The following is a 16,890-nucleotide window of genomic DNA, read 5'->3' on the forward strand; positions in this document are numbered from 1 at the left end:
TCGGCCGGAACCAGGAAGCGACGCCCCCGGCGAAGCCCCGCACCCCACCGGCCCCGCCACGCCCCACGACACCCCCGACACGAGACGCATCGAGTCCACCCCGGACCTCGGGCTCGTCGGCGCCGCCCATGTCGGAGGCCCGCGCGTCCTCGACCGGTCCGACGCAGCCACGTCCCGCGTCCGGGCCGGCGCGGACCCCGGGCTCGCCGATGCCGCAGGCCCGCCCTTCGTCCGCGAGTCCGACCCCGCAGGCGCGTCCGGCGTCGGGTTCGTCGGCGCCGCCCATGCCCGAGGCCCGACCGTCTTCGGCGGGTCCGGCTCAGTCGCGTCCCGCGTCCGGGCCGTCCGGGCCGGCGCGGACCTCCGGCACCACGCCGCCCATGCCCGCGGACCGACCGTCTTCCGTGAGGCCCATGCCTCAAGCGCGCCCGGAGTCGACCGCGTCCGGTGCGGAGCGGGCGTCGGGTTCGTCGGCGCCGCCCATGCCCGACGCTCGTCCGTCCTCGGCCGGTCCGATGCCCCCGACGCCGCCTGCGTCCGGGGCCGCCGGGGTGTCCGGTGGCCGGGTGGCGGGTTCGGGCGTGCCGCCCGTGCCCGGAACCCGCCCGGGCCCCGGCCCGGACCCAGCCGCCCCACGGCGCACCGGCGCCGCTCCCGTCGGCGCCCCACGCCATCCGTCGGCCGGCCCGCGCCCCACCCACCCTCCGGTGCCTCCCATGCCCTCCGCGCGGCCGGGGTCCGGGGTGGTGGCGGGTGTGACTCCCGATCCGGCGTTGTCGTGGAGTGCGCCGATGGCCCCCGGCGGGGAGGCCGGGAGCATGCGGCCCGTGGTGTCGTTCGGGGAGCCCGAGGGGTACGACGAGCGGGTTCGGCCGCGGCCGCTCGGCGGGCGGGTGCGCTCGCGGACCCTCGCCGTCGCCACCTGCCTCGTACTGGGGCTGGGCCTCATCGGCGGTGCCGTGACCGGGAGCTGGCTGCTCGGCGGCTCCGGGGACGGCGGAGCCGAGGGCACGTTCGTCACGGCCCGCGGACTGTGGCACAGCGTGCCCGTGGACCGGCTGTTCCCACAGACCGTGCTGGGCACGGGAGCGGGCCCCGGCGGCGCCGACCGCACGTGGACGCGCATAGCCGTCGCCCCGGACAGCGGCTGCAAGGACGCCTTCGACCCACTGCTCGCCAAGGCGCTCGCGCCCGTCGGCTGCGAACGACTGGTACGGGCCACGTACACCGACGCCACCCAGAGCTTCGTCACCACCGTCGGCCTGCTGTTCACCAAGGGCGACCAGGCCGCCATGTCCTCCCTCGCCAAGCGCTTCCGGGACGACGGCCTCGGCGACCGCGCCGACCTCATGCCCCGCCCCTACGCCGCGCAGGACACGGCCGCCGCCCGCTTCGGCCCCGGACAGCGCGCCTCGTGGACGATCTCGGTCCTCGACGACGCCCCCGTCGTGGTCTACGCCGTCTCCGGCTGGGCCGACGGCCGCACCGTCGACACCCCGCAGCCCGCCGACCAGGCAACCCAGTCCGGCGCCGGCACGGCCCCCGCCCAGGCCGGCCTCGGCAACGAGGCACAGGGCCTCGCCGACCGCATCGAACGCGCCCTGCGCAAGGACATCGCCGGCCCGGCCACGGAGCAGCCCTCATGAACCCCCGTACCGGAAACCGCCGTACCGGATACCGCCGTACCGGAGCCATGGGTCTCCTCCTCGCCGGCTCCCTGGTGCTGGTGCCGTCCACCTCCGCGCACGCCGACGGCATACGCGGTCAGGAGTGGGCCCTGGACGCCATGCACACCCAGCAGGCCTGGCAGACCACCAAGGGCAGGGGCGTCACCGTCGCCGTCCTGGACACCGGCGTCGAGGCCGACCACCCCGACCTCGTCGGCAACGTCCTGGCCGCCAAGGACATGATCGGCTTCGGGGCGCAGGAGGGGGACCGCGCCTGGGCCCGGCACGGGACCGCGATGGCCGGCATCATCGCCGGCCACGGACACGGCCCCGGCAACGCCGACGGCGTCATGGGCATCGCCCCCGAGGCCAAGATCCTGCCGGTGCGGGTGATCCTGGAGGACGGCGACAGCGCCCGCGGCAAGGCCCGCTCCACCCGGGGCAACGCGCTCGCCGAGGGCATCCGCTGGGCCGCCGACCACGGCGCCGACGTCATCAACCTCTCCCTGGGCGACGACTCGGCCTCCGCCCACCCCGAGCCCGCCGAGGACGAGGCGATCCAGTACGCCCTCAAGAAGAACGTCACCGTCGTCGCCTCCGCCGGCAACGGCGGCAAGAAGGGCGACCACGTCTCCTACCCCGCCGCCTACCCGGGCGTCATCGCGGCGACCGCCGTGGACCGCTTCGGCGCCCGCGCGGACTTCTCCACCCGCCGCTGGTACGCCACGGTCAGCGCCCCCGGCGACGACGTCGTCATCGCCGACCCCGACCACAAGTACTACGAGGGCTGGGGCACCAGCGCGGCCTCGGCCTTCGTCTCGGGCGCCGTGGCACTCGTCAAGGCGGCCCACCCGGGCCTGACCCCGGCCCAGGTCAAGCAGCTCCTGGAGGACACCGCCCGCGACGCCCCGGCCGGCGGACGCGACGACTCCCGCGGCTTCGGCATGGTCGACCCGGCCGCCGCGATCAAGGCCGCAGGCCGCCTGAAGCCGAAGGACCTGCGGGCGGTCGCCTCCACCGACAAGTACTTCGGCCCCGGCCCGGACGCCGCCGAGTCCGGCGACGACACCAGCGACTGGGCCGCCCCGCTCGCGGGCGGCCTCGGCGGCGTCCTGCTCGTCGCCGCCGTGGTGCTCTGGCGCGGCCGCCGCCCCCGCCCCGAGAGCGTCTAGAGGCGGTGGCCGCTACGAGGTCGCGGTGGCCGCGGCGGACGGGGACGCCGATACCGACGCACCGTCACCGTCCCCGGTGAACACCGCCACCGCCGCCCTCGCCGCCGCCTCGACCAGCGAAATGCCCTTCGCCTGCGTCGAGTTGCCGTCGGACAGCACGGCCACCAGGAACGTGCGGCCGCCCGCCGTGACCCGGCCGATGCTGTTGACGTCCCACAGTCCGGTGGTGCTGCGGGGCAGCCAGCCGTTCTTCAGCGCCCACGCCGTACCGTCCGCCGCGGCCGACACACCCCACTGCTGATCGGCCTCGATCCGCCCCATGAGCCCCCCCAGGTACGACCGTGAGGCGGCGGTCAGCTTCGAGTCCTCCCCGAACACCTGCCGCAGCAGGGTCAGTTGGTCGGCCGCCGTGGTCCGGGTCAGCCCCCACAGGGCGCCGTCACCGCCCTCGGTGCCGGTCAGCCCGAACCTCTTGTTCGCCGCGTCCAGCCCGTCGGCCCGCCCGATGACGTCCCACAGGGCGGAGGCCGACGCGTTGTCGCTGTTCTCGATCATCCTGGTGGCGTACGCCTTCTCGGCCGCCGTCAGACGGCGGTCCCCGTCCTGGGCCCGCAGCAGCAGCGCCGCGAGGATGTCGACCTTGACGATGCTCGCCGTGTCGAAGGCGCCGTCCCCGTACGCGGCGCTCTCGCCGGAGTCCAGGTCCAGCACCGCCACCGACACCGCCGCCCCGTCCTCGACGCTCAGCGACTCCATCGCCGCGCCGAGCAGCGCGTCGTGATCCACCGTCGGCTCCGCCACGGGCTCCACCGATTCCCTCCCGTCGGCCGTGGCCGAGGGGGAGGCCGACGCCCGCGACGATACGGGGGCCGTGCCGGAGTGCGCCTGCGCCTTCACGTACACCGTCCCCGCGGCGGTGAAGCCGACCACGGCGACCACGGCGAGGGCGGTACCGAGCAGCGGACGGGTCCGGGAGGGGCGGGCGCGGCGGCCGCGGCGGGCTCTGGGGGACTCCATGCCCGCGATGCTCGGGGCGGCGACTGTGCGCGCCGTAAGACGGACGTGAGATCCACGTCAGGGAAATCTGAGAAAGCCGTGAAGGCGGTGAACGCCCGGTTTCCGGGGCCGCACAAGCCCAGCAGCATTCCCCCGTACCCGCCCTATAGGGTCGGTGACCGTGGCGAACAAGAACATTCCCGACCCCGGCTTCTCCGACGACGACGGCTCCGCCGACCCCCGGCTGAGCGCCGCGCTCGCCGCCTGGGCCGCGGACCGCACCGCGCTGGGACCGGTCCTGGAGGCGCTCAAGGGCGCCCGGCTGCTGGTCCCCGTCGTGGCCGTGCTCGGCGAGGTCGAGGAGGACGAGAACGGGCTGCGCCGCGAGAAGACCTCCGACATGGCCGTGCCCACCCTCAGGGCCGGGAACCGCACCGCGCTGCCGGCCTTCACCTCCACCGAGTCGCTGGCCCGCTGGGACCCGGCGGCGCGCCCCGTCGCCGTACCCCTGCACCAGGCGCTGCAGGCCGCCGCGCACGAGAAGGCGGACACGGTGCTGCTGGACATGGCCGGACCGGTGCCCTTCGAGCTGACGGGACCGGCCCTGCTCGCGCTCGCCGAGGGCCGTACGACCACCGACCCGCTCGCCGACCCGGCCGTGCGGGAGGCGGTACGGGCCGCGGTCGCCGCCGAGTCCGCCGTGCTCAGCGCCTACCTCGGGCCCGGGCAGGCCGACGGCACCCTGGCCCTCGTGCTGGAGGAGTCCGCCGCTCCGGCCGAGGCCGCGCGGGCCGTCGCCGAGCGGCTCGCCGGTGACGACACACTGAGGGCCCGCCTGGTGCGCGGCCTCGACCTGGCACTGCTGCCGGCCGGGACGACGCCTCCGGGCGAGCCCCTGTACGTGCGCTGACCTGATCGCCGCAGAGCCGGCCTACTTGCCGTAGACCGGGCCCGTGTACTTCTCGCCCGGCCCCTGGCCCGGCTCGTCGGGCACGAGCGAGGCCTCGCGGAAGGCCAGCTGCAGCGACTTCAGGCCGTCGCGCAGCGGGGCGGCGTGGAAGGAGCTGATCTCCGTCGCGGAGGCGTCCAGCAGACCGGCGAGGGCCGAGACCAGCTTGCGGGCCTCGTCCAGGTCCTTGTACTTGTCGCCCTCCTCGGTCAGGCCCAGCTTCACCGCGGCGGCGCTCATCAGGTTGACGGCGACCGTCACGATCACCTCGACCGCGGGCACCTCGGCGATGTCGCGGGTCATGGCGTCGAAGTCGGCGGGGGACTCGGGGGACTCAGGAGGGGTGTCACTCATGCCCCACACGATAGGGCCCGGTGCACGCCGGTTCGCACCACCCCCGGACAGCTGCTAACCTTGTGTGACGACCGGCTGGACACACCAGCAAGACCCTGTGCCCGGCCCACAAGTGGAGGCTCCGATCTCCCACCCGACCGCCCTCCGGGACGGCGGGTCACCCCGGTCAGGCGGCCACCATCGTTCCGTACGGACGATGGAGTCGCCCGAAAGCGCGCCCCGCGATCATCGCGGCGGTGCTCCGGCAGTGTATTTGGAGCCCCGCCTGTGATCGTCCGGGGCATTTTTTGTGCTTCGGCGCGGTTAGGTCTGTCGAAAAGAGACAAACACGGCCGTCCGCCAGATGGTCGTGTGGTGCTAACCGAGGAGGATCCATCAGCGCCGAGCCCCGCATCAACGACCGGATTCGCGTTCCCGAGGTGCGACTTGTCGGTCCCAGTGGCGAGCAGGTGGGCATCGTCCCGCTGGCCAAGGCACTGGAGCTTGCCCAGGAGTACGACCTCGATCTCGTCGAGGTAGCGGCGAACGCCCGTCCGCCCGTGTGCAAGCTCATGGACTACGGGAAGTTCAAGTACGAGTCGGCCATGAAGGCCCGTGAGGCGCGCAAGAACCAGGCGCACACGGTCATCAAGGAGATGAAGCTCCGGCCGAAGATCGACCCGCACGACTATGACACCAAGAAGGGTCACGTCGTCCGGTTCCTCAAGCAGGGCGACAAGGTCAAGATCACGATCATGTTCCGTGGTCGCGAGCAGTCCCGGCCCGAGCTGGGCTACCGACTGCTGCAGCGTCTCGCGGAGGATGTGGCCGACCTCGGGTTCGTGGAGTCGAACCCGAAGCAGGACGGCCGCAACATGATCATGGTTCTCGGTCCGCACAAGAAGAAGACCGAGGCGATGGCCGAGGCCCGCCAGGCGCAGGAAGCCCGCAAGGCCGAGGCGAAGGCGAACCCGGGCAAGTCGCAGAACGCGGCGGACCCGGACGCTGTGAACGCCGAGACGCACGACGAGGCGCACGACGAGGCCCCTGCCGAGGCTTCCGCCGAGGCGTGATCCCGGGGGACGCCACGTCCCCAAGGATGTAACCGATACAAGAGCGACGTTCCGACGTGCCCGGTTTTCGTGACCGGGCACCGGAGCGCCACCGACGAGGAGATAACGGCGCTATGCCGAAGAACAAGTCGCACAGCGGTGCCAGCAAGCGCTTCAAGGTCACCGGCTCCGGCAAGGTGCTCCGTGAGCGCGCCGGCAAGCGCCACCTGCTCGAGCACAAGTCGTCCCGCGTGACGCGTCGCCTCACCGGCAACGCCGAGATGGCCCCGGGCGACGCCGCGAAGATCAAGAAGCTTCTCGGCAAGTGACGTGCCCGGCGCTCCCCCCGAGCGCCGCGCGTCTGGACCGGGACCCCATCGATACCGGGCCGTGTGAGTCCCACCACGGCCCCGCTACAAGGAGTTAACAAGTGGCACGCGTCAAGCGGGCAGTCAACGCCCACAAGAAGCGCCGGGCGATCCTCGAGCAGGCCTCCGGCTACCGCGGTCAGCGTTCGCGCCTGTACCGCAAGGCCAAGGAGCAGGTCACCCACTCGCTGGTCTACAACTACAACGACCGCAAGAAGCGCAAGGGCGACTTCCGTCAGCTGTGGATCCAGCGCATCAACGCCGCTGCCCGCGCCAACGGCATCACGTACAACCGCTTCATTCAGGGTCTGAAGGCCGCGAACGTCGAGGTCGACCGCAAGATCCTGGCCGAGCTGGCCGTCAACGACGCCACCGCGTTCGCCGCGCTGGTCGAGGTCGCCCAGAAGGCGCTGCCCGCCGACGTCAACGCCCCCAAGGCGGCCTGACGCCGCGCTCGGCCCGAGCCGACGTGACTGGACGGACCCGCGGGCTGATGCCCGCGGGTCCGTTGTGCTGAGTGGAAACGAAGGTGAGCACCGCATGCCCCCCGTCAGCCCCGAGCTGATCTCCCCCCGGTCCCCCCGTGTGTCGGCCGCACGGCGGCTCGCCAAGCGGAACTTCCGGGGCAAGGAGCGGCTGTTCCTCGCCGAGGGGCCGCAGGCCGTACGGGAGGCCGCGGGGCACGGGCTGGTGGAGCTGTTCGCCACCGTCGAGGCCGCCGAGCGGTACGCCGACATCGTGGGCGAGGCCCGGGACGCGGACGTCCGGGTGCACCTCGCCTCCGAGCAGGTCATCGCCGACATCTCGACGACCGTCACCCCCCAGGGACTCGTGGGGATCTGCCGGTTCCTGGACACGCCGTTCGAGGAGATCCTCGCCGCCCGCCCGAAGCTGGTCGCCGTGCTCGCCAACGTGCGGGACCCCGGCAACGCCGGCACCGTCCTGCGCTGCGCCGACGCCGCCGGAGCCGAGGCCGTCGTGCTGACCGACGCCTCCGTCGACCTGTACAACCCCAAGGCCGTACGGGCCTCCGTCGGCTCCCTCTTCCACCTCCCCGTGGCCGTCGGCGTCCCCGTCGACGAGGCCGTCGCCGGGCTCAAGCGCATCGGCGTCCGCGTCCTCGCCGCCGACGGCGCCGGCACCGACGACCTCGACGACGAGCTCGACAAGGGCACCATGGGCGGGCCCACCGCATGGGTGTTCGGGAACGAGGCGTGGGGGCTCCCGGAGGAGACCCGCGCGCTCACGGACGCCGTGGTGCGCGTCCCGATCCACGGGAAGGCCGAAAGCCTGAACCTCGCCACCGCGGCCGCCGTATGTCTCTATGCGTCGGCCCGTGCACAGCGCGCCTCCGGAGGGTGCCGCTCCGTCACCGAGAGCTAGTAGGGTGACCAGCTCGGGGGGCCACCTGCGCCGTCGAGAGGTGGGGTTTCGGGGATGAGTGTCGGCACGGGCAGGGCACGGGGAGCACAGGACGCGCCGCACGCGCCCGCGCCCCGGCACGGTGAACCCACCGGGCTCGGCATCGACCCCGACGACCTGCCCGACGGCCTGGTCGTCGCCGACGAGCAGGGCCACGTCGTCTGCTTCAACGCCGCCGCCGAACGGATCACCGCCGTCCCCGCCGAGGAGGCCCTGGGACAGCGGCTGGAGAAGGCCCTGCCCCTGGAGGACCTCGAGGGGCGCCGCTGGTGGCAGCTGACCGACCCCTACGGCGGACTCGCCATCCGGCAGCGGCAGCCCGAGCGCAACCTCCTGCTGCCCGGCGGCCGCGAGGTCCTGGTGTCGGCCCGCTATGTGCGCGCCGAGCCCACCGGGCCCGTCCGCCGCGTCGTCGTCTCCCTGCGCGACACCGAGGCCCGCCGCCGCACCGAACGCAGCCACGCCGAGCTGATAGCCACCGTCGCCCACGAACTGCGCTCGCCGCTGACCTCGGTCAAGGGCTTCACCGCCACGCTGCTGGCCAAGTGGGCGAGGTTCACCGACGACCAGAAGCGGCTGATGCTGGAGACCGTCGACGCCGACGCCGACCGGGTCACCCGGCTCATCGCCGAGCTGCTGGACATCTCCCGCATCGACAGCGGGCGGCTGGAGGTGCGGCGCCAGCCCGTCGACATCGGCGCGGCCGTCGGCCGGCACATCCAGGCGTACGTCGCCGCGGGCCAGCCCGCCGACCGGTTCCTGCTCCGCCTCGAGCAGCCGCTGCCCGCCCTGTGGGCCGACCCCGACAAGATCGACCAGGTGCTGAGCAACCTGCTGGAAAATGCCGTGCGCCACGGCGAGGGAACCGTCACGATCGACATCACGGCCACGGAGTCCCCGCGCGAGGGCGAGGACACCGGCACGTCGGTCACGGTGAGCGACGAGGGGCCCGGCATCCCGGAGGAATCCATGAACCGCGTCTTCACCCGCTTCTGGCGGGGCAGCAAGCGCGGCGGCACGGGCCTCGGGCTCTACATCGTCAAGGGCATCGTCGAGGCCCACGGCGGCACCATCACCGTCGGCCGGGGCCCCCAGGGCGGCGCCGAGTTCCGATTTACGTTGCCCGTGGCGGCCCCGGCGTATCTCACCTGAGAGCCGGCAAGCGGTCCACGGGCGCATTCGCACACCGGAGGGCGGCTCCCGGACAGGCGCGGCCCTCCACCCCGTTAGACTCGGCCCTTGGCACCCTTGTGTCCCATGGACGGCCCTCTGACCTCTGTGTGAGTCGGTGACGGGGACCTTCAGCCAGCCAATCGGAAGCACGGGAAGAGATGTCGGCACCGAATAAGTCGTACGACCCTGTCGAGGTCGAGGCGTTGAAACCGGAAGAGATCGAGCGCATGCGGGACGAGGCGCTCGCCGCCTTCGCCGCCGCGGACTCCCTCGACAAGCTCCAGGAGGCCAAGGTCGCCCACACCGGCGGCGCCTCCCCGCTGGCCCTCGCCAACCGGGAGATCGGCGCCCTGCCCCCGCACGCCAAGGCCGCCGCCGGCAAGCTCGTCGGCCAGGCCCGCGGCGCCGTGAACAAGGCGCTGGCCGCCCGCCAGGCCGAGCTCGAGGCGGAGCGGGACGCCCGGGTGCTGGTCGAGGAGTCGGTGGACGTCACACTGCCCTACGACCGCGTACCGGCCGGCGCCCGGCACCCGCTGACCACCCTGTCGGAGCGCATCGAGGACGTCTTCGTGGCCATGGGCTACGAGGTCGCCGAGGGCCCGCAGGTGGAGGCGGAGTGGTTCAACTTCGACGCCCTCAACATCGGCCCGGACCACCCGGCGCGCGGCGAGCACGACACGTTCTTCGTGCAGGGCCCGCAGGGCGGCACCGAGTCCGGTGTCGTGCTGCGCACCCACACCTCGCCCGTGCAGATCCGCTCGCTGCTCAACCGCGAGCTGCCGGTGTACGTGATCTGCCCAGGCGTGGTGTACCGCACCGACGAGCTCGACGCCACGCACACCCCGGTCTTCCGCCAGGTCGAGCTGCTCGCCGTGGACGAGGGCCTGACCATGGCCGACCTCAAGGGCACCATGGACCACATGGTCCAGTCGCTGTTCGGCGAGGGCATGAAGACCCGGCTGCGGCCGAACTTCTTCCCGTTCACCGAGCCGTCCGCCGAGATGGACATGGTGTGCTACGTCTGCCGCGGCGAGTCCGTCGGCAACCCCGACCGGCCCTGCCGCACCTGCTCGTCCGAGGGCTGGATCGAGCTCGGCGGCTGCGGCATGGTCAACCCGCGGGTGCTCACCGCCTGCGGCGTCGACCCGGAGAAGTACAGCGGCTTCGCCTTCGGGTTCGGCATCGAGCGGATGCTGATGTTCCGCCACAACGTCGAGGACATGCGAGACATGGTCGAGGGTGACGTCCGGTTCACCCGGCCGTTCGGGATGGAGATCTGATGCGGGTCCCGCTTTCTTGGCTGCGGGAGTACGTCGACCTGCCGGCGACGGAAACCGGCCGTGACGTCCAGGAGAAGCTCGTCTCGGCCGGGCTCGAGGTGGAGACCGTCGAGCACCTCGGCGCCGACCTCAAGGGCCCCCTGGTCGTCGGCCAGGTGCTGACCATCGAGGAGCTGGAGGGCTTCAAGAAGCCGATCCGCTTCTGCACGGTCGACGTCGGGCGGGCCAACGGCACCGGCGAGCCCCAGGAGATCGTCTGCGGCGCCCGCAACTTCGCCGTCGGCGACAAGGTCGTCGTGGTCCTGCCCGGCGCCACCCTGCCCGGCGGCTTCTCGATCTCCGCCCGCAAGACCTACGGCAAGACCTCCCACGGCATGATCTGCTCCAGCGACGAGCTGGGCATGGGTGACGACGGCACGCACGGCATCATCGTGCTGCCGCCGGAGACCGAGGTCGGCAAGGACGCCGTCGAGCTGCTCGAACTCGTCGACGAGGTCCTGGACATCGCCGTCACCGCCAACCGCGGCGACTGCCTGTCCATCCGCGGCGTCGCCCGCGAGACGGCCATCGCCTACGGCCTGCCGCTGCGCGACCCGGCCCTGATCGACGTGCCGGGCCCGAACGCCTTCGGCTACCCCGTCCAGGTCACCGACCCGCACGGCTGCGACCGCTTCACCGCCCGCACGGTGACCGGCCTGAGCCCCGAGGCCCGCTCCCCGATCTGGCTGCAGCGCCGGCTGCAGAAGGTCGGCGTGCGCCCGATCTCGCTCGCCGTCGACGTCACCAACTACGTGATGATGGAGCTCGGCCAGCCCCTGCACGCCTACGACCGCTCCCTGGTCCAGGGCACCATCGGCGTGCGGCGCGCCGAGCCGGGCGAGAAGCTCGTCACCCTCGACGGCGTCGAGCGCAAGCTGGACGCCGAGGACCTCGTCATCACCGACGACCGCGGCCCGATCGGGCTCGCGGGCGTGATGGGCGGCGCCAACACCGAGATCGCCGACCACGCCGAGGGCGAGGGCACGACCGACGTCGTCATCGAGGCCGCGCACTTCGACGCGGTCTCCATCGCCCGCACCTCCCGCCGCCACAAGCTGTCCTCCGAGGCATCCCGCCGCTTCGAGCGGGGCGTCGACCCGCAGGCCGCCGCCGCTGCCGCGCAGCGCACGGTCGACCTGCTGGTCCTCCTCGCGGGCGGCACCGCCGAGGCCGGCGTCACCGAGGTCGTCGCGCCGTCCGCGCCGCACACCATCGCCGTGGCGGCCGACCACCCGGACAAGGTGGCGGGCGTCGAGTACGGCCGGGAGACGGTCGTACGGCGGCTGCAGGAGATCGGCTGCGACGTGTACGGGCAGGACGAGCTGATCGTCACCGTGCCGTCCTGGCGCCCCGACCTCCAGGAGATCAACGACCTCGCCGAGGAGGTCATCCGCCTGGAGGGCTACGAGAGCCTGCCCTCGACGCTGCCCAAGCCCCCGTCGGGCCGCGGACTGACGCACCGCCAGCGGCTGCACCGCCGGGTCGGCCGCGCGCTGGCCGGCGCGGGCTACGTGGAGGCGCCGAACTACCCGTTCCTCAGCGAGCAGGTCTTCGACCAGCTGCTGCTGGAGGCCGACGACCCGGCGCGCCGGGTCGTGAAGCTCACCAACCCGCTCAACGACGAGGAGCCCGCGCTCCGCACGTCGCTGCTGCCGGGCCTGCTGGGTGCCCTGCGCCGCAACGTCGGCCGCGGCTCGCACGACCTGGCCCTGTTCGAGACCGGGCTGGTGTTCCACCCGCGCGAGGAGCAGAAGGTCGCCGTCGCCCTGCCCGTCGACCGGCGTCCGACCGACGAGGAGATCGCCGAGCTCGACGCCGCGCTGCCCGAGCAGCCCCGGCATGTCGCCGCCGTCCTCGCGGGCGCCCGCGAGCAGGCCGGCTGGTGGGGCAAGGGCCGCCCCGCCGACTGGGCCGACGCCGTCGAGGCGGGACGCGCGGTCGCCCGGGAGGCCGGTGCGCAGCTGCAGGTCCGCAAGGGCCAGTACGGACCCTGGCACCCCGGCCGCTGCGCCGAGTTCACGGTCGTCGCGGACGGCGCGGAGATCGTCGTCGGGCACGCCGGCGAGCTGCACCCGCGGGTGGTCAAGGCGCTCGGGCTGCCCGAGCGGACCTGTGCGGTGGAGCTGAACCTCGACGCGCTGGAGCAGGTCGGCGACGACACGCCCCAGGCGCCGCGCATCTCCACGTTCCCGGTGGCCACGCAGGACGTCGCCCTCGTCGTCGACAAGTTCGTGCCGGCCGTCGAGGTGGAGGCCGCGCTGCGCGACGGCGCGGGTGAACTCCTGGAGTCCATCCGGCTGTTCGACGTGTACGAGAACGAGGAGCAGCTCGGCGAGGGCCGCAAGTCGCTGGCGTACGCGCTGCGCTTCCGTGCCGACGACCGGACCCTGACCGTCGACGAGGCGTCCGCGGCCCGGGACGCGGCGGTCGTCGTGGCGGGCGACCGCACCGGGGCCGTCCTGCGGGCCTAGGGTGTGTTTCCCTCATTCGGGTGACAACTCCGGGTGATCTGGTCCTATCGGGCCATGCGCTCGACACAATCGGACCGGCCTTTCGAGGCCGGTCCGTCTGTGCTCTCGGGGCCTTTATGGGGGGCCATCGGCATGATCAGGGTCAGGTCTCGCCTTTTCCGCAAGCGCTTGCTCCCGCTGGGGCCGCCCCTCCTCTGGGGAGCCACGGCCGTTACCTACAAGCTGGCCTGTCCGCTCGCCCAGCAGAACGGGCTGCGGGCGCGCATCGTCACCAGCGCCGTGTTCTTCGTCGTCGGGACCGGGCTGGTCCTGCAGGCCCGGCGGGCGCTGCTGCGGGAGCTGCGGGAGGCCCGTGCGGTCGCCTGTGCGGCGCAGCGGGTGCTGGTGCGGCCCCTGCCCGCGCGGGTCGCCGGGCTGAACCTCGCCGCCACCCAGCTGTCGGCCGACCCCGGTGCGGTCATCGGCGGAGACCTCTACGAGGTCATCGCCACCGAGCACGGGGTGCGGGTCGTGATGGGCGACGTGCGCGGGCACGGCCTCGCCGCCGTCGGCACGGTCGCCGCGGTCCTGGGCAGTTTCCGCGAGGCCGTGCACGACGAACCGGACCTGGGGCGCGTGCTGCGGCGGTTGGAGCGGGCGCTCGCCCGGCATCTGCGCGAGCGGGCGCGCGGGGAACATCCCTCCGCCGGGGGCGAGCCGGACCATCCGGTCGCCGAGGAGTTCGTCACCGTACTGCTGCTGGAGATCCGGCCGGACGGCGAGGTGCACGTCCTCAACTGCGGGCACCCCTGGCCGTATCTGCTCGGACCGGCCCGGGCCGAACCGCTGACCCGGGCCGAACCGCTGCCTCCCCTCGGGCCGTTCCCGCTGCCCGCCGAACTGCCGGCCGTCGGCTGCGGCCGCCTGCTGCCCGGCGAGGCGCTGTTCCTGCACACCGACGGGGTCGAGGACGCCCGGGACGGACGGGGCCGGTTCTTTCCCCTGCCGGCCGTGCTCGCCGACGCCGCCGGCTCCGGACCCGTCTGCCCGCAGTCGGTGCTGCGCGCCGTCCTCGCCGCACTCCTGCGGCACGCCGGAGGCAGACCGGCCGACGACGTCGCGCTGCTCGTCGTGCACAACGACCGCCGTCACGTCGTACGGCAACCTCCCGGTGAGCCGGTCGGACACCGGGCGCACCGCCTCACGTGACGTCGAGGCCGCGAACCGTCACGCACCCCCACGGTGCGCCCGGCGCTCCCGCGTGGTCTCGGCGGGTTCGGTCGTCGCTCGGGGCCCGGCGCGCCGTCCCCCCGCCACGGAGTGTCGGGCAGGCAGCGGGGTGGACGGCGCGGAAGCGGGCCGCCGCACTGTACGAGGGGGAGCCGGCGGCCCGGCCGGCCTCTTGCGAGGCATTTCAGTCAACCGGCTGGAAACTCTCCGCGACAGTGCGCGCACCCTGCGGATTCTTGTACTCCGTTCACACCCCGTGTGAAGGCGCTCCCACTACTCTGTCGGCACCGAGGCTCCCGGGGGGCACCCATGCAGCCCAACACTCTGCTCGACGCGATCCTGGACGAGGCGGGGATCTCGCACGCGGGGCTGGCCGCGCACGTCAATCAGGCGGGACGCGCACGCGGTCTCGCCCTGCGCTACGAACACACCGCCGTGGCGCGGTGGTTGAAGGGTCAGCGGCCGCGCGGTCAGGTGCCCGACCTCATCTGCGAGGTCCTGGCGGTCCGGCTGCACCGCCCCGTCACCCTCGACGACATCGGCCTGGGCGTGCCGGGGGAGCCGTCGGCCCCGCACGGCACGTCCCTGTCCGGCTTCGTCGAGCGGGCCACCGCGCTGTGGCGTTCCGACGAGCAGCAGCGCCCGCACATCCTGGGCGCGCCCGCGGTGACGGGCACGCCCGCGGTCATGCCGGTGTGGGAGTGGGAGAACCCGCCCGAGGACGTCGACGTCTCGCGCGGGGGCCGGCACCGGGTGACGCCCGCCGACCTCGAGATGCTGCGTGCCGCCCGCACCCACTACGAGCAGATGTACCGCAAGGCGGGCGGCATAGCGACCCGCACCCGGATCGTGGGGTTCCTCAACGCCGAGGCCGCGCCGCTGCTGCGGGGCAGCTACACCGACGCGACGGGTCGTCAACTGCACCGTGCCACGGGCGGGTTGGTGGCGATCGCCGGCATCTGCGCCTATGACTCCGACGCCCACGGCCTCGCCCAGCGCTACTTCCACCAGGCGCTGCGGCTGGCGAAGGCCAGCGGGGACCGGGGACTGGGCGCCTATGTGATCGCCCTGCTGGTCAACCAGTCCCTGTTCATGCGGGAGTACCGGCAGGCCGTCGCCTTCGCGGAGGCCGCGCTGCGCGCCGCGGGCAAGCACATCACGCCCGCCCTGGCCTGCGATCTGTACGCGATGCAGGCGAAGGCGTACGCCCACCTCGGCGACGGCACGACCGCTTTGTCCTGCATCCGGCGTGCCGAGCAGGCCGCCGAACGCATCCGGCGCGGGTACGAGCCCGACGAGACCGGCTATGTCCAGCCCGGTCTGGTCAACGTCCAGGTGGCGGAGGCGCTGCTCAGTCTCGGTGAGCTCGTGGCGGCGGGGGAGCACGCGGCGGCCGCCGTGGACAACCCGGCGCACGACCGGGGGCGTGTGCACCGGCTCGCGATGCTGAGCACGATCGAACTGCGCCGCGGCAACGCCGACAACGCGGTGGCCATCGCGGTGCAGATGGCCGAGCAGGCGCGCGGGATGGAGTCGCAGCGGCTGCGCGACAGACTCCGGGCGGTGCGCGAACACCTGGTGCGCAGCGGCTGCGCGGGCACCGCCGAGGCCGCCGAACTCATCGACGGGGCCCTGCGCGTCCCGCTGTAGACCGGTCGCCGAGCACCGCCGCGTCACAGTCCCTGCTGCGATATTGCCACTTACTCGACGGAAGGTGGCAGAACCGTGCAGTGGACGAAACAGAACGAACAAACTGTGTACTCAAACCGCTGGTTCAGCGTCAACCTCGCGGATGTCGAACTGCCGGACGGCCGGCATCTCGATCACTTCCTCATACGGCTGCGGCCCGTTGCCGTGGCCACGGTGGTCAACGAGGCCAACGAGGTCCTCCTCCTGTGGCGCCACCGCTTCATCACCGACAGCTGGGGGTGGGAACTCGCGGCGGGCGTCGTCGAGGACGGCGAGGACGTCGTCCACGCGGCCGCCAGGGAACTGGAGGAGGAGACCGGCTGGCGGCCGGGACCCCTGCACCACCTCATGAGCGTGGAGCCGTCCAACGGCCTCACCGACGCCCGGCACCACATCTACTGGTCGGACGAGGGTGAGTACGTCGGGCCCCCCGTGGACGACTTCGAGTCGGACCGCAGGGAATGGGTCTCCCTCAAGCTCGTCCCCGACATGGTCGCCCGCGGGGAGGTCCCGGCCGCCAACATGGCGGCCGCGTTATTGCTCCTGCATCACCTCAGGCTGGGGCAGGACGCCACACCCTGATCCCCCACCCGCGTCCTGGTCCCGCCTTCAGTGGCCCAGGGCCTGCCATATCGTCGCCACGAGCGCCCCCACCGCGGTCAGCGTCGCGATCGCCGGCAGCGGCCAGCGGGCGTGTTCCAGTGCGATGATCCGTGCGCTCAGGTCGTCGATCTCCTTGTCGGACTCCTCGGTGCGATGGTTGAGCAGGGCCAGTCCTCCCTCGACACGCGCGTAGGCGACATCGAGCCGACGGCGTAACTCTGCGAGTTCTCCATGGACCACGGGATGCTCGGGGTCGGCGGTCACGAGTCCGCTCCTTTCCGTAGTCGTCACATCCCTTGCATGCGCATGAAGAGTCAACTCGCCTGGTGGGCGCGTGGGGAGCGTGTGCGCGCGGCATATGCGGGCCCGGCGCGCACACGGTGTGTGAACGGCGCGGGCCCGGTACTCCGCGGAGTGCCGGGCCCGTGACCGTCGCACTGTGTCACCGGCACCCTGGAAGGGGCACT

General features: G+C 72.8%; 15 protein-coding genes and 1 pseudogene. 13 read left to right on the forward strand and 3 right to left on the reverse strand.

The window, feature by feature from the left end; genetic code table 11:
• Window positions 1-818 precede the first annotated feature (818 nt).
• Both M8J74_RS13630 and mycP read left to right on the forward strand, forming a co-directional pair.
• A complete protein-coding gene (locus tag M8J74_RS13630) occupies window positions 819-1,646 on the forward strand; it encodes a hypothetical protein (RefSeq protein ID WP_308406046.1) in 828 nt (275 codons plus the stop codon).
• Window positions 1,643-2,839, forward strand: coding sequence for a type VII secretion-associated serine protease mycosin (gene mycP, locus M8J74_RS13635; protein WP_249836641.1), 1,197 nt, complete (start codon window positions 1,643-1,645; stop codon window positions 2,837-2,839). Before M8J74_RS13630 ends, mycP begins: the two co-directional genes overlap by 4 nt.
• A 12-nt stretch (window positions 2,840-2,851) precedes the next feature.
• Here the strand turns inward: mycP and M8J74_RS13640 are convergent, their stop codons facing one another.
• Window positions 2,852-3,856: a serine hydrolase gene (locus M8J74_RS13640; RefSeq protein WP_249836642.1), complete on the reverse strand. Its 1,005-nt coding sequence runs from the start codon at window positions 3,854-3,856 to the stop codon at window positions 2,852-2,854.
• A gap of 160 nt (window positions 3,857-4,016) precedes the next feature.
• Between M8J74_RS13640 and M8J74_RS13645 the strand changes: the two genes are divergently transcribed.
• Window positions 4,017-4,745, forward strand: coding sequence for an SseB family protein (locus tag M8J74_RS13645; protein WP_249836643.1), 729 nt, complete (start codon window positions 4,017-4,019; stop codon window positions 4,743-4,745).
• A gap of 21 nt (window positions 4,746-4,766) precedes the next feature.
• Here the strand turns inward: M8J74_RS13645 and M8J74_RS13650 are convergent, their stop codons facing one another.
• Window positions 4,767-5,138 carry a DUF1844 domain-containing protein gene (locus M8J74_RS13650; protein WP_058926392.1) on the reverse strand — a complete coding sequence of 124 codons (372 nt, stop codon included), beginning with the start codon at window positions 5,136-5,138 and terminating at the stop codon, window positions 4,767-4,769.
• A gap of 349 nt (window positions 5,139-5,487) precedes the next feature.
• Here M8J74_RS13650 and infC point away from each other — a divergent pair.
• The 10 genes and pseudogenes from infC to M8J74_RS13700 all read left to right on the forward strand — a co-directional run bounded on the left by infC (window position 5,488) and on the right by M8J74_RS13700 (window position 16,402).
• Window positions 5,488-6,190, forward strand: a pseudogene (infC, locus tag M8J74_RS13655) (translation initiation factor IF-3).
• A gap of 113 nt (window positions 6,191-6,303) precedes the next feature.
• Window positions 6,304-6,498 (forward strand): 50S ribosomal protein L35, encoded by a 195-nt coding sequence (rpmI, locus tag M8J74_RS13660; RefSeq protein WP_004933563.1) that lies wholly within the window; start codon window positions 6,304-6,306, stop codon window positions 6,496-6,498.
• Between the two features lie 101 nt (window positions 6,499-6,599).
• Entirely contained in the window at window positions 6,600-6,983 is a 384-nt protein-coding gene (rplT, locus tag M8J74_RS13665) for a 50S ribosomal protein L20 (RefSeq protein WP_004933571.1), read from the forward strand.
• Window positions 6,984-7,077: 94 nt separating this feature from the next.
• A complete protein-coding gene (locus tag M8J74_RS13670; protein ID WP_249836644.1) occupies window positions 7,078-7,920 on the forward strand; it encodes a TrmH family RNA methyltransferase in 843 nt (280 codons plus the stop codon).
• A 54-nt stretch (window positions 7,921-7,974) separates the two neighbouring features.
• Window positions 7,975-9,111: a sensor histidine kinase gene (locus M8J74_RS13675; protein ID WP_249836645.1), complete on the forward strand. Its 1,137-nt coding sequence runs from the start codon at window positions 7,975-7,977 to the stop codon at window positions 9,109-9,111.
• Between the two features lie 179 nt (window positions 9,112-9,290).
• Complete coding sequence (gene pheS, locus M8J74_RS13680) at window positions 9,291-10,412, forward strand: phenylalanine--tRNA ligase subunit alpha (protein WP_249836646.1); 1,122 nt, start codon at window positions 9,291-9,293, stop codon at window positions 10,410-10,412.
• Complete coding sequence (gene pheT / locus M8J74_RS13685; protein ID WP_249836647.1) at window positions 10,412-12,922, forward strand: phenylalanine--tRNA ligase subunit beta; 2,511 nt, start codon at window positions 10,412-10,414, stop codon at window positions 12,920-12,922. Before pheS ends, pheT begins: the two co-directional genes overlap by 1 nt.
• Window positions 12,923-13,054: 132 nt before the next feature.
• On the forward strand, window positions 13,055-14,110 hold the full coding sequence (locus M8J74_RS13690; RefSeq protein ID WP_249836648.1) for a PP2C family protein-serine/threonine phosphatase: 1,056 nt from the start codon (window positions 13,055-13,057) through the stop codon (window positions 14,108-14,110).
• A gap of 330 nt (window positions 14,111-14,440) precedes the next feature.
• Window positions 14,441-15,781, forward strand: coding sequence for an NsdA family TPR-like regulatory protein (locus tag M8J74_RS13695; RefSeq protein ID WP_249836649.1), 1,341 nt, complete (start codon window positions 14,441-14,443; stop codon window positions 15,779-15,781).
• Between the two features lie 75 nt (window positions 15,782-15,856).
• Window positions 15,857-16,402 carry an NUDIX hydrolase gene (locus M8J74_RS13700; protein ID WP_249836650.1) on the forward strand — a complete coding sequence of 182 codons (546 nt, stop codon included), beginning with the start codon at window positions 15,857-15,859 and terminating at the stop codon, window positions 16,400-16,402.
• A gap of 27 nt (window positions 16,403-16,429) precedes the next feature.
• On the opposite strand, the gene M8J74_RS13705 is transcribed toward M8J74_RS13700, so the two are convergent.
• Entirely contained in the window at window positions 16,430-16,687 is a 258-nt protein-coding gene (locus tag M8J74_RS13705; RefSeq protein WP_249836651.1) for a hypothetical protein, read from the reverse strand.
• Window positions 16,688-16,890 lie beyond the last annotated feature (203 nt).

It is taken from the genome of Streptomyces panaciradicis (genome assembly GCF_023516615.1).
In the GTDB taxonomy this organism is placed as follows: domain Bacteria; phylum Actinomycetota; class Actinomycetes; order Streptomycetales; family Streptomycetaceae; genus Streptomyces; species Streptomyces panaciradicis.